11 protein-coding genes and 1 riboswitch are annotated in these 12,344 nt (G+C 72.5%); of the genes, 5 read left to right on the top strand and 6 right to left on the bottom strand.

Going from position 1 to position 12,344, the window contains the following annotated elements:
- Positions 1-84: 84 nt before the first annotated feature.
- Positions 85-936 carry a helix-turn-helix transcriptional regulator gene (locus ACTFTM_RS16495; RefSeq protein ID WP_449561359.1) on the top strand — a complete coding sequence of 284 codons (852 nt, stop codon included), beginning with the start codon at positions 85-87 and terminating at the stop codon, positions 934-936.
- 100 nt (positions 937-1,036) lie between these two features.
- Here ACTFTM_RS16495 and ACTFTM_RS16490 read toward each other — a convergent pair whose 3' ends face one another.
- Positions 1,037-1,873: a hypothetical protein gene (locus ACTFTM_RS16490; RefSeq protein ID WP_449561358.1), complete on the bottom strand. Its 837-nt coding sequence runs from the start codon at positions 1,871-1,873 to the stop codon at positions 1,037-1,039.
- Between the two features lie 439 nt (positions 1,874-2,312).
- Here ACTFTM_RS16490 and ACTFTM_RS16485 point away from each other — a divergent pair, with 439 nt between their 5' ends.
- Entirely contained in the window at positions 2,313-3,323 is a 1,011-nt protein-coding gene (locus tag ACTFTM_RS16485) for a tyrosine-type recombinase/integrase (RefSeq protein WP_449561357.1), read from the top strand.
- A gap of 14 nt (positions 3,324-3,337) precedes the next feature.
- Here ACTFTM_RS16485 and ACTFTM_RS16480 read toward each other — a convergent pair whose 3' ends face one another.
- A complete protein-coding gene (locus tag ACTFTM_RS16480) occupies positions 3,338-4,117 on the bottom strand; it encodes an endonuclease/exonuclease/phosphatase family protein (protein ID WP_449561356.1) in 780 nt (259 codons plus the stop codon).
- Positions 4,118-4,300: 183 nt separating this feature from the next.
- On the opposite strand from ACTFTM_RS16480, the gene ACTFTM_RS16475 reads away from it, so the two are divergent.
- Positions 4,301-5,071, top strand: coding sequence for a sulfite exporter TauE/SafE family protein (locus ACTFTM_RS16475; protein WP_449561355.1), 771 nt, complete (start codon positions 4,301-4,303; stop codon positions 5,069-5,071).
- 11 nt (positions 5,072-5,082) lie between these two features.
- Here the strand turns inward: ACTFTM_RS16475 and def are convergent, their stop codons facing one another.
- Positions 5,083-5,592: a peptide deformylase gene (gene def / locus ACTFTM_RS16470; RefSeq protein WP_449561354.1), complete on the bottom strand. Its 510-nt coding sequence runs from the start codon at positions 5,590-5,592 to the stop codon at positions 5,083-5,085.
- A gap of 10 nt (positions 5,593-5,602) precedes the next feature.
- A complete protein-coding gene (locus tag ACTFTM_RS16465) occupies positions 5,603-6,817 on the bottom strand; it encodes a chorismate-binding protein (protein ID WP_449561353.1) in 1,215 nt (404 codons plus the stop codon).
- Between the two features lie 123 nt (positions 6,818-6,940).
- Here ACTFTM_RS16465 and ACTFTM_RS16460 point away from each other — a divergent pair, with 123 nt between their 5' ends.
- A complete protein-coding gene (locus ACTFTM_RS16460; protein ID WP_089000314.1) occupies positions 6,941-7,141 on the top strand; it encodes a DUF5999 family protein in 201 nt (66 codons plus the stop codon).
- Between the two features lie 90 nt (positions 7,142-7,231).
- Here ACTFTM_RS16460 and gcvP read toward each other — a convergent pair whose 3' ends face one another.
- Positions 7,232-10,054, bottom strand: coding sequence for an aminomethyl-transferring glycine dehydrogenase (gene gcvP / locus ACTFTM_RS16455; RefSeq protein WP_449561352.1), 2,823 nt, complete (start codon positions 10,052-10,054; stop codon positions 7,232-7,234).
- Between the two features lie 76 nt (positions 10,055-10,130).
- A riboswitch (glycine riboswitch) is annotated at positions 10,131-10,227 on the bottom strand.
- Positions 10,228-10,291: 64 nt separating this feature from the next.
- A complete protein-coding gene (locus tag ACTFTM_RS16450) occupies positions 10,292-11,137 on the bottom strand; it encodes an NAD-dependent protein deacetylase (protein ID WP_449561351.1) in 846 nt (281 codons plus the stop codon).
- A gap of 539 nt (positions 11,138-11,676) precedes the next feature.
- Here ACTFTM_RS16450 and ACTFTM_RS16445 point away from each other — a divergent pair.
- The gene (locus tag ACTFTM_RS16445) at positions 11,677-12,333 is read left to right on the top strand and encodes an SDR family oxidoreductase (RefSeq protein ID WP_449561350.1); all 657 of its coding nucleotides are present in this window, start codon (positions 11,677-11,679) and stop codon (positions 12,331-12,333) included.
- Positions 12,334-12,344 lie beyond the last annotated feature (11 nt).

Raw genomic sequence — 12,344 nt, 5'->3', positions numbered from 1 at the left:
ATTCCGGCCCGCCGGCAGCGGAGCGCTTATCGTGGGAGCGCCACTCCCTGGCTCGGCGACCAGTCCCCGAGGCAGCATGGACGCATGCAGCGTGAGCAGCTCGCCGACTTCCTGCGGCGCCGGCGCCAGGCCATCCGCCCCGCCGAGGTCGGCATCACCGACGGCCCCCGCCGCCGCACCGCCGGCCTGCGCCGCGAGGAGGTCGCCATGCTCGCCGGCATGTCCGTCGACTACGTCGTCCGCCTCGAGCAGGGCCGCAGCAGCCAGCCGTCGACCCAGCTGCTCGGCGCCCTTGCCCGCGCCCTGCGCCTGAGCGACGACGAGCGAAACCACCTGTTCCACCTGGCCGGCCACCAACCGCCGCCCGCCGACGGCACCGCCCGCCTCGCCCGGACCGGCCTGGTCCGCATGCTCGACCTGCTGGGCGACACCCCCGCCATGGTCCTGTCCGACCTCGGCGAGATCCTGGCGCAGAACCGCATGTCGATCCTGCTCAGCGGCGACCACACCACCGGGCTGACCGGCGATCGACGCTACGTCGCGTACCGCCACTTCACCGACCCGACCATCCGCGACCTCCACGGCCCCGACGAATGGCAGCGGCATGCCCGCCAGCAGGTCGCCGACCTGCGCGCCGTGGCCGGCCGGCGGGCCGGCGACCCCGTGGTGACCGGCCTGATCGAGCGGTTGCGGGCGGCGAGCGACGACTTCCGCCGACTGTGGGCCGAGCACGAGGTGGCGGTGCGCCGGGCCGACCGCAAGACGTTCCGGCACCCGCGCGTCGGCCGCCTCACGATGGACTGCGAAACCCTCGTCACCCCCGACCTGGGCCAGCAACTGCTGGTGCTCACCCCGGCTGACGCGGAGGCCCGGGAGAAGCTTGAGCTGCTGCGCGTGCTGGGGATCGAGGAGTTCCCTGCCGGCGTACCGCACTGATACCAATCAGGTCGGCAAGCCGAGCTGGGGGAGAGGCGGCCGGAACGACGCTGCCCGGCCGGCGCGTCTCCGCACCGGCCGGGCAGCCACACCGCGCCGATCAGTTGTCGGCGCCCAGGCCCTTCAGGTCCTGCATCATCTCGGCGAAGTCGGTGGTCTCCGCCGCCGGCGGCGTCTCGATGGTGACCGCCCGGCCGTAGTCGGTGTAGTCGACCATGAAGTCACCCATCGTGCCCATGTTCGTACCCGCACGACGCGGCCGGTACTGCTCGTCGACCCAGAGGTCGATCTTGACCTCGTTGACATCCGCCGCGGCGAACTGCTTCTCGACACCGGCCCGCAGCTTGGCATCGACCTGAGCCAACTGCGTGGCCACGGGAGTGGTGACGGCGTAGTGGACCGTCCGCGCCCCGTTCACGGTCTCCTCACCGACGACCGTCACACCCTCGGACGCGAGCAGCGTCTTGACCTGCTTGGTCGGGTCGATGTCCTCGAAGCGCTTGCTGAAGTCCATTCCGGCCTGCTGGCCGATGCTGGACATGTCCATCTTCAACCAGCGCTTACCGCCCATGCTGGCGCGGTCCTTCGCCGGTACCTCGACGTAGAACGCGGTCCCGATCAACCGGACGGTGGTCGGGCCGTCGCTCGGGTCCGCCATGGTCACCTCGGCCTTGACCGGGTCACCCAGGTCCAGGACACCCTGCATGGAGATCTTCTGGCCGCCGGCGGTTCCCGTCATCGTCAACGTCACCGAGTCGCTCTTGTCGGTGGCGTCGATCGTCTTCTGCAAGGACCCCTTGAGGTCGCTGGCGAGAAGCTCAAGGACGCTGGTCTGCTTCGGCGCGTCGGACGGGCCGGAGGTCATGCCGCAGGCCGACACGGCGAGCGCGGTGAGCGCCGAGACCGACACGACAGCGGTCTTCTTCCACAGTGACACGTGTGCTTCTTTCCCGGATGGATGGTGGGGATCTCCCCAGTAGATCGACGACACGGTAGCCCACACTGTCGATATCCGAGTCCCGTCCGGACATTCGATAATGCACATTATGTAAAGTAGCCTCCTGGGGGCCCGCCTCCGACCTCCCGCGCCGGGCGACCCAGCTCCGCGATCCTGAACGGTCATGATCGTGCTCGAACCACGAAGTAGTGGCCTCCACCGCGTACCCAGACCACTCGATCCTGGATCGAGCACGATCATGGGCGAGTTCGCGGCCGAGGAGCGTCGGGGTTGCGCCGCTTCGGCGGACGGAACGGCGCGCCCCAGGCGTCAACGCCGTCGCTGGTTGCGGGGCCCGGCCGGGTCGGCAGGCCGCGACATCCTTCTCCCCCTCTCCCCTCCCTGTCGGGCAACGCGAGAATCATGCATAATATGGCTTATGCATGACAAACAGGACGAATCGCTCAAGGCGCTGATCGAGGAGTTCCTGACCGCCCGGGCCACCCGTAAGCCCTCCCCCCACACCCTGGCGGCCTACCGGCGTGATCTGTACGCCGTCGCCGCCCTGGTCGCCGACGGTGACGCCACTCCCCTGCCCCTCGACGATCGGACGATCACCGACCTGTCCCCCCGTGTGCTGCGGGCGGCGTTCGCCCGGTTCGCCGCTCCCCGGGCCCCCGCGTCGGTGCACCGCGCCTGGTCCACCTGGAACAGCTTCTTCACCTTCCTGGTGACCGACGGTGTGGTGGCGGGCAACCCGATGTCGGCGGTCGATCGGCCGCGGGCCGTCCTGCCCGAGCCGAAGCCGCTGCGCGGCGCGGACACGCCCGAGGTGCTGCTGGCGGCGGTGGCGCGTGAGGGCGGGCGGCAGCGGGACCCGTGGCCGGAGCGGGACGTGGCGGTGTTGGCGGTGGCGTTGTGCGCCGGGTTGCGTCTGTCGGAGCTGCTGGCGTTGCGGGTGGGGTCGCTGGGTGGGCGTCCGGGTGAGCGGCGTGTGGAGGTGGCGGGCAAGGGCGGGCGACCCCGGGTGGTGCCGATCGAGGCTGATCTGGACCGGGTGCTGCTGGACTATCTGGCCAGTCGGGCGCGGCGTTTCGGGTCGCGGTCGGTACGCCCGGACTCGGCGTTGCTGGTGGATCGGCGGGGTGAGCCGTTGCGTCGTGGTGGTCTGCAGTATCTGGTCGAGTCGTGTTATCGGCGGGCGGGTATCGGGGACCGGGTGCCGAAGGGGGCGCGGTTGCACGCGTTGCGGCACACGTTCGCTACCCGGTTGGCGGAGGACGGCGCGGGCGCGGCGGAGATCATGCGGTTGTTGGGGCACGCGTCGTTGGCGTCGTCGCAGACGTACATCGAGGTGACGGCCGGGCAGCAGCGGGAGGCGATCCGCGCGAGTCGTACCCATCGGGTGTTGGCGGCTCTTGTGTCGACGGAGGGTGACCCTCCGCGCTGAGGGCGCGCGGCGGGTCAGCCGAGGTCGACGAGCAGGGGTCGGTGGTCGGAGATGGTGGACGCCGGGGTGGTGACGGCCCGTACGGGTGGGAGCGCGTCGAGGGCGTGCCGGTCGGCGAGGATGTGGTCGAGTTGGACGCGGGGTTGTCCGGCGGGGTAGGTGGGGCGTCGGCCGAGTGGCTGCCAGCGGGACACGAGGCGGGCCGGGCCGGCGGGGAGGTTGAGGTCGCCGAGCAGGACGCGGGGGGCCGGTAGGGCGCGCAGGGCGCGAACGGTCTGGCGGAGTTGGCGGGCGTTCCAGCCGGGTACGAAGGACAGGTGGGTCGCGGCGACGGTGAGTGGGCCGTGGGGGGTGTCCAGGAGGGCGGCGAGGACGACGCGGGGTTCGTCGTCGAGGAGGATGAGGCCGCCGCCGGGGCCGGGGACGTAGACGGGTGAGCGTACGGGGGCGGGTTTGAGTCGGGTGATGTGCCAGCTGCGCACGGGGTGGCGGCTGATGAGGCCGATGCCGTAGCAGGGTTCGCCGTGGCCGTCGTCGTCGTGGCGCAGGGGGCGGAACCGTTCGCCGGGGGTGCCGACGACGGCGGCGGCGAAGCGGTGGTGTGGGGCGTCGAGGGCGCGGGCGGCGATGGCGGTGAGGTCGAGGTTGCCGCTGCGGCGTTGGTCGCGGTCGACCTCCTGTAGGGCGAGGACGTCGGCGTCGAGGGCGCGTACGGCGGCGGCGAGTCGGTCGGGGTCGACGAGGCCGTCGGTGAGGGATCGTCCGTGCAGCAGGTTGAAGGTGGCCAGGCGCACTCCTGCACCTTACGTGCCCGTGGCAGGGTTGCCGTGTGGTGAAGCTGTTGCTGTGTTCGAAGCTGGTGTTCGTGGCGGTCGGCGCGTGGGGGGTGTGGTTGCGGCGTCGACGTGGCCGGTGAGCGGTGAGTCGTGCCACTTGAGGGCCGCTGGGCACGGGTCGGGTGGGCAGAATTGCGGCCCGTGGACGCTGTATCGCTGAGTACCCTGCTGGCCGCCGCGGCGATGGCCGGGTGGGTGGACGCCGTGGTCGGCGGTGGCGGGTTGTTGCTGCTGCCGGCGTTGTTGGTGGCGGCTCCGGGGGTGCCGGTGGCCACCGCGTTGGGTACGAACAAGTTGGCGGCGATCTTCGGTACGGCGACGGCGGCGGCGACGTACGCGCGGCGCACGAAGGTGGACTGGCGTTTGGCGGGGCCGGCCGCGGGTGTGGCGGTGCTCAGCGCGGGGGTGGGTGCGGCGTTGGCCGGGGCGGTGCCGGCGTCGGCGTACCGGCCGGTGGTGTTGGTGGTTCTGGTGGCGGTGGCCGTGTTCGTGCTGCTGCGTCCCCGGTTGGGGGTGGTGGCGGTGCCGGCGCGGCGGACGCGGGTGCGGGTCGCGGCGGCGATCGGTGTGGCCGGGGTGGGGATCGCCCTGTACGACGGGTTGATCGGGCCGGGTACGGGCACGTTCCTGGTGTTGGCGTTCACGGCGTTGGTGGGTGCGGACTTCGTGCACGGCTCGGCGATGGCGAAGGTCGTCAACGCGGGTACGAACCTGGGTGCGTTGGTGGTGTTCGCGGTGACCGGGCACGTGTGGTGGTGGTTGGGCGCGGCGATGGCGGTGTGCAACATCGCCGGCGCGGTGGTGGGTGCGCGGATGGCGTTGCGTCGCGGTTCGGGGTTCGTGCGGGTGGTGTTGCTGGTGGTGGTGTTGGCGTTGGTGGCGAAGCTGGGTTACGACCAGTGGGTGGCCTGAGGGGCCGGGCGTCAGCTGCGGCGGCTGGGTGAGTCGAAGCGGCCGGCGCGGATCTCGCGCAGGGCCCGGCGGCGGGTGTCGCCGCGCAGGGTGTCGACGTAGAGGGTGCCCCGCAGGTGGTCGGTCTCGTGTTGCAGGGCGCGGGCGAGGAATCCGCTGCCGCTGATGGTCAGTGGTTCGCCGTGCTGGTCGACGCCGGTGGCGGTGGCGTGCAGGGCCCGTACGGTCGGGAAGTACAGCCCGGGGATGGACAGGCAGCCTTCCTCGTCGTCCTGGGTCTCGTCGGACAGTTCGAGGGTGGGGTTGATGAGGTGGCCCCGGTGGCCGTCGGCGTCGTAGACGAAGACCTGGGCGTCGACGCCGATCTGCGGTGCGGCGACGCCGGCGCGGCCGGGCTCGCCGAGCAGGGTGTCCATCAGGTCGGTGACCAGGGCGCGCAGTTCGGCGTCGAAGGTGGTGACCGGCTCGCATTCGGTGCGCAGGACGGGGTCGCCGATGATCCGGATGGGCCGCATGGTCATGGGGGTGAGCCTATCGCCGGCGGTGGTGGTGTCGGCGTCCGGCCAGGGTGGCGCGTACGGGCGCAGTCTTCGCGGCGGCCTCGGCGACTTCGGCGGTGGGGTCGCTGTCCCAGGTGATGCCGCCACCGGCCCAGGTGTGCAGGGCTGCGCCGTCGGCGGCGGCGGTGCGGATGGTCAGGCCGAGGTCGATGCGGCCGGGGGCGACCCAGCCGAGGGCGCCCATGCTGGCGCCGCGGCCGACGGGTTCGGCGGCGGCGATGTGGGTGAGGGCGGCGAGTTTCGGCGCGCCGGTGACGGAGCCGCCGGGGCAGGTGGCGCGCAGCAGGTCGGCGAGGCCGAGGCCGTCGGCGGCGTGCGCGCGGACGGTGGACTCGGCCTGCCACAGGTCGCACCAGCGGCGTACGGCGAACAGTTCGTCGACGGTGACGGTGCCGGTGCGGGCGATCCGGGCGAGGTCGTTGCGTTCCAGGTCGACGATCATGATGTGTTCGGCGCGTTCTTTGGCGCTGGTGAGCAGTTCGGCGCGGCCGGTGGCGGTGGCGGGGCGGGTGCCCTTGATGGGTCGGGTGATGAGGTGCCCGTTGTGGACCTCGACGAGGGTTTCCGGGGAGGCGCAGCCGATGGCCCAGGTGTCGCCGGTGAGGACGCCGCCGTAGCGGGCGCCGGGGAGCGCGCCGAGGCGGCGCAGGGCGGGCAGCGGGTCGCCGGTGTAGGGGGCGCTCGCGTGGCCGACGAGGTTGGTCTGGTAGATGTCGCCGCGGCCGATGGCGGCGCGGACGGCGTCGACGGCGGCGGCGTGCTGCGCGGGTGTCCAGCTCTCGGTCCACGGGCCGAGCCACCACGGGGTGGCCGTGTCGGCGGGGGCGGCGCGGGTGGGTCCGTGGTCGTAGATGACGACGGCGAGGTCGGGCAGGGTGGGCGCGGGTTCGGGCGCGGTGAGCGGGGCGCCGGCCAGTAGGGCGCCGGCGGCGGCGGACAGGTAGAGCGCCGCGCCGCAGGCGTGGTCGCGGGGGTGGGTGGGCGCGGGTCGGTTCAGGTCGCGCAGGTCCAGGCCGTGTGCGGTCAGGAATTCCTCGGCGAGTACGGCGGGGTCGCCGCCGTCGGCGCGTCGCCAGTGCAGTCGGGTTCGTTCGACGAGGCTGTCGCGGCATCCGGGCGGTGCTGCGGGCACATCGACCAGCACCTGTGGGAGCGTTTCCACGCCGTATGGTCCGATCTTCCTCATCCGTTCAGTGGATTTCCCGTACGCCAGGCCGACACCTGCTCGATGCTGGACACCTTCGCTTGGTACTGTGCGTCACTGGTCATGTGAACCATGACACAGTGCCCCCACAGTCCGGAGAACCCGATGTGCCAGCACCAACCGACCTGCCCCTCCGCTGAAGCCACCGACCGGGAAGCCGCCCGGGTCCTCGCCTGCTTCCCTGAGCAGGGCTGGAGCCTGCTCTGCAACGGTGTCATCGTCTTCGAGGACACCGGCGAGCTGCTCCCCGACGGCAGTAGCATCGCACCCCACCGCGGTCCCGCCCGCCACGCCCTCGTGGCCTGACCACAACACGCAGCGTCACCACACCGCGCCGCTGCCGACGTCGCAGCGGCTGCCGGGGCGGTCTGATACCGCCCGCCCCGGCGCCCGTCGTCAGTCCTCGAACGCCTCCGGCGACGGGCACGAGCAGACCAGGTTCCGGTCGCCGTACGCGCCGTCGATACGCCGTACCGGAGGCCAGTACTTCCCGGCCCGGTCCACGCCCGCCGGGTACGCGCCCACCGACCGCGGGTACGGGTGCGGCCACTCGTCGCCGCTGACCATCGCCGCGGTGTGCGGCGCGTTCGCCAGGGGGTTGTCCCCCGCCGGCCACTGCCCCGAGCCGACCTGCTCGATCTCGGCGCGGATGGCGATCATCGCGTCGCAGAACCGGTCCAGTTCGGCCAGGTCCTCACTCTCGGTCGGCTCCACCATCAGCGTCCCGGCCACGGGGAACGACATCGTCGGCGCGTGGAAGCCGTAGTCGATGAGCCGCTTCGCCACGTCGTCCACGCTCACGCCGGTCGCCTTCGTCAACGGCCGCAGGTCCAGGATGCACTCGTGCGCGACCAGGCCCTTGTTGCCCGCGTACAGCACCGGGTAGTGCTCGCGCAGCCGCGCCGCCACGTAGTTCGCGGCGAGGACCGCCACACCGGTGGCCCGGGTCAGCCCCTCGGCGCCCATCATCCGCAGGTACGCCCACGGGATCGGCAGGATGCCCGCCGACCCGTACTTCGCCGCCGAGATCGCCGGGGTGGCGTCGACGTGCGCGCCGAGGGGGTCGCCGGGCAGGAACGGCGCGAGGTGCGCGCGTACCGCGACCGGGCCGACGCCGGGGCCGCCGCCGCCGTGCGGGATGCAGAACGTCTTGTGCAGGTTCAGGTGCGACACGTCCGCGCCGAACCGCCCCGGCTTGGCGAACCCGACGAGGGCGTTGAGGTTCGCCCCGTCGACGTACACCTGACCGCCGGCGTCGTGGACCTTCGCGCACAGCGACGCGATGCCCGTCTCGTACACGCCGTGCGTCGACGGGTACGTCACCATGATCGCGGCGAGCGCGTCCCGGTGCTTGTCGATCTTCGCGTCCAGGTCGACGAGGTCGACGTTGCCGTCGTCGTCGCAGGCCACCACGACGACCCGCATACCGGCCATCACCGCCGACGCCGCGTTGGTGCCGTGCGCCGACGACGGGATCAGGCACACGTCGCGGTGCGTCTCACCCCGCGACGCGTGGTACGACCGGATCGCCAGCAGCCCGGCCAGTTCGCCCTGCGAACCGGCGTTGGGCTGCACGCTGACCGCGTCGTAGCCGGTCACCTCGGCCAGCCACGACTCCAACTGGCCGATCATCTCCCGGTACCCGACGGTCTGGTCGTCCGGCGCGAACGGGTGGATGTGCGCGAACTCCGCCCAGCTCACCGGTTCCATCTCGGTGGTCGCGTTCAGCTTCATCGTGCACGACCCCAGGGGGATCATGCCCCGGTCCAGGGCGTAGTCGAAGTCCGAGAGCCGCCGCAGGTAGCGCAGCATGGCCGTCTCGGAGTGGTGGCTGCGGAACACCGGGTGGGTCAGGAAGTCCGAGGTCCGGGCCAGGTCGGCGGGCAGGGCCGCGTCGGCGTCGCCGTCGAACGCGGGAACGCCGAACGCCTCCCACACCTGCCGCAGGTGCGCGTCGGTGGTCGTCTCGTCGCAGGACATCCCCACCCGGTCGGCGTCGACGAGGCGCAGGTTCACACCCCGCTCGGCGGCGGCCGCGACGACCCGCGCCGCGCCGCCGGGCACCGTCGCGGTGACCGTGTCGAAGAACGCGACGTCCGCGACGTCCACGCCCCCGGCGCGCAGTCCGGCCGCGAGCCGCGCCGCCATGGCGTGGGTACGCGTCGCGATGTCCCGCAGCCCGTCCGGCCCGTGGTAGACGGCGTACATGCCGGCCATCACGGCCAGCAGCACCTGCGCGGTGCAGATGTTGCTGGTCGCCTTCTCCCGCCGGATGTGCTGCTCGCGGGTCTGCAACGCCAGCCGGTACGCCGGGTTGCCGTCCGCGTCGCGGGACACCCCGACGAGACGCCCGGGCAGCATCCGCTCCAGGCCCGCGCGCACCGCCAGGTAGCCGGCGTGCGGCCCACCGAAGCCCATGGGTACGCCGAACCGCTGGGTCGTGCCGGCGGCGATGTCCGCGCCGATCTCCCCCGGCGCCCGCAGCAGCGTCAACGCCAGCAGATCCGCCGCGACGGTCGCCAGCGCGCCGGCGGCGTGCGCCGCCTCCACCAGGGCCGCATGGTCACGGACCGCGCCGGACGCCCCCGGGTACTGCAGGTGCAGGCCGAAGAACTCCGCCGGCAACTCGTCACGCGCCACGTCGACGACCCGCACGTCGATACCGAGCGGCACCGCCCGGCTGGTGATCACCGCGATGGTCTGCGGCAGGGCGTCGGCGTCGACGACGTACACCCTGCTCTTGCTCTTGGACGCGCGGCGCGCGAGGGTCATGGCCTCCGCCGCGGCGGTGCCCTCGTCGAGCATCGACGCGTTCGCGGTGGCCAGGCCGGTCAGGTCGGTGACCATGGTCTGGAAGTTCAGCAGCGCCTCCAGGCGCCCCTGGCTGATCTCCGGCTGGTACGGCGTGTACGCCGTGTACCAGGCCGGGTCCTCCAGGACGTTGCGGCGGATCACCGCCGGGGTGTGCGTGCCGTGGTAGCCCAGGCCGATCATGGACACGGCGACGGTGTTACGGGCCGCCAGGGCCCGCAGCTCGGCGATGGCCTCGGCCTCGGTGGCCGCCGGCGGCAGGTCGAGGGTGCCGTGCCAGCGGATCACCTCGGGGATCGCGGCGTCCATCAGCTCGTCGATGGAGTCGTGCCCGACGACCTCCAACATGCGGCGCTCGTCGTCGGGGCCGGGGCCGATGTGACGGGTGGCGAACTGCTCTACGGACATCAGGGGCGCTCCCGGGCGAGGTCGACGGGTCGGCCTCCCCCTCTGTCACACCCCCGGAGAGGAGCGCTCCACAGTGCCTGCCCACGAGGTCCTTTTGCCTGAGAGGTTCCGGGGAGGATTTGCCCCTTCGGCGCCGCCCTGAGCTTCCGGGCGGTCTCTCCCACGTGGGTGGTACCGGCATGGTCAACGCTACCAGCGCCGGTGTTTCCGGCGGATGTCCTACCCCCGGGGCGGCTGTCACACCGGCACGGTCGACGCCCCGGTGACGCGGTCGGCGAGGATCGGCAGCACCTCGCCCAGCGGCGCGTCGACGCGCACCGTGGCGTACCCGTCACCCCGGGTCGGCCCCTGGTTGACGATCGCCACCGCGATGCCGCTTTTCGCCGCCCGGATCACGAACCGCCGACCGGACATGACCGTCAACGACGAGCCCAGCACCACCACCGCCCGCGCCTGCTCCACCAGCGCGAAACATTGCGCCACCCGCTGCGGCGGCACCGTCTCGCCGAAGAACACCACGTCCGGTTTCAGCATCCCCGTCCCGCAGATCCCGCAGTCCACCGGCCGGAACCGCGCCACCTGCTCGTCCGGGAGATCAACATCACCGTCCGGGTTGATCGCGGCGACCCGGGCCACGAAGTCCGGGTTCGCCTCGCGCAGCCGCCGATCCACCTCCTCACGGGAAGTCAGGTTGCCGCAGTCCAGGCACGTCACCTCGTCCAGGCGCCCGTGCAGCTCCACCACCCGGTCGCTGCCCGCCGCGCCGTGCAACCCGTCCACGTTCTGCGTGATCACCGCGTCGACCAGGCCGGCGTCCTGCAACCGCGCCACCGCCCGGTGCCCCGCGTTCGGCGTCGCCCGGGCGATCAACCGCCACCCCAGGTGGCTACGCGCCCAGTACCGCCGCCGTGCGAGGGGATCCCGGGTGAACGCCTGGAACGTCATCGGGGTGTGCCGGCGGGCCACCCCGCTGGGCCCCCGATAGTCCGGGATGCCCGACTCGGTGGACAGGCCCGCCCCGCTGAGCACGACCACCCGACCACCGGCCACCAGCGAGGCCAACTCCTGCACACTCGTCGTCACCCTCCCATGCTGCCTCAGCGCACCCCCCGATGCCGAACACCGGCCGGCGGCGGTGCTGCTGTCCGTGCCAACGGCGGCGAGGGTGGTGCACGGATCCTTTGGAGCTGATGCCGTCAACGAATCAGACGGTCACGACTGACCTGGGGAACACGGTGCCCCTGCTGATCTCCCCCGGCCCGCGGCCCGCGGCACACCGGTACGGCGGACGATGTCGCAGGGCCCGCAGCACACCGGTACGGCGGACGATGTCGCAGGGCCCGCGGCACACCGGTACGGCGGACGATGTCGCAGGGCCCGCGGCCCGCGGCACAGCCGGCACGGCGGACGATGTCGCAGGGGTCCGTGGCCCGCGGCACAGCCGGCACGGCGGACGATGTCGCAGGGGTCCGTGGCCCGCGGCACAGCCGGCACGGCGGGCGATGTCGCAGACGAGTCAGCTCCAAAGCGGGCGAGGGACACCCGGCCCACCGTCGCGCCCGACTGTCCGGCAGAGGCGAACCACACCGCGACCGGGTCGACGACGCCGGTAGGTTGGGCACATGCGTGTTGTCATCGCCGGAGGCCACGGCAAGATCGCCCTGCTGGTGGAGCGGCGCCTCGCCGAGCGCGGCGACACCGCCGTGGGCCTGATCCGCAACCCCGACCAGGTCGACGATCTGCGCGCCGCCGGCGCCACCGCCGTCGTCTGCGACCTGGAACACGCCGACGTCGACGAGGTCGCCGCGCATCTGCACGACGCCGACGCGGTCATCTTCGCCGCTGGCGCCGGCCCCGGCAGCGGCACCGCCCGCAAGGACACCGTCGACCGGGGCGCCGCCGCGCTGCTCGCCGACGCCGCCACCCACGCCGGCGTCCACCGCTACCTGCTGGTCTCCTCGATGGGCGTGGACCGGCCACCCGCCGCCGGCACCGACGACGTGTGGGCCGCCTACCTGCGCGCCAAACGCGCCGCCGAGGACGACCTGCGCGCCCGCGACCTCGCGTGGACGATCCTGCGGCCCGGCCGCCTCACCGACGACGAACCCACCGGCCACGTCACCCTCACCCCGCACGCCGACCGGGGGGCCATCAGCCGCGCCGACGTCGCCCTGGTCCTCGTCGCGCTCCTGGACGAACCCCGCACCGCCGGCGCGACCCTGGAACTCGTCGACGGACCCACACCGATCGCCGACGCGGTCCACGCCGCCACCACCTGAACCACCACCGG

The organism is Micromonospora sp. RB23 (genome assembly GCF_053585025.1).
This window is presented reverse-complemented; position numbering and strand designations above follow the sequence as displayed.

Coding starts and splice junctions, on each gene's coding strand:
- ACTFTM_RS16495 (WP_449561359.1), top strand. CDS start 85: ATGCAGCGTGAGCAGCTCGCCGACTTCCTGCGGCGCCGGCGCCAGGCC.
- ACTFTM_RS16485 (WP_449561357.1), top strand. CDS start 2,313: ATGCATGACAAACAGGACGAATCGCTCAAGGCGCTGATCGAGGAGTTC.
- def (WP_449561354.1), bottom strand. CDS start 5,592: ATGACCATGCGGCCCATCCGGATCATCGGCGACCCCGTCCTGCGCACC.
- ACTFTM_RS16465 (WP_449561353.1), bottom strand. CDS start 6,817: ATGAGGAAGATCGGACCATACGGCGTGGAAACGCTCCCACAGGTGCTG.
- ACTFTM_RS16460 (WP_089000314.1), top strand. CDS start 6,941: ATGTGCCAGCACCAACCGACCTGCCCCTCCGCTGAAGCCACCGACCGG.
- gcvP (WP_449561352.1), bottom strand. CDS start 10,054: ATGTCCGTAGAGCAGTTCGCCACCCGTCACATCGGCCCCGGCCCCGAC.
- ACTFTM_RS16445 (WP_449561350.1), top strand. CDS start 11,677: ATGCGTGTTGTCATCGCCGGAGGCCACGGCAAGATCGCCCTGCTGGTG.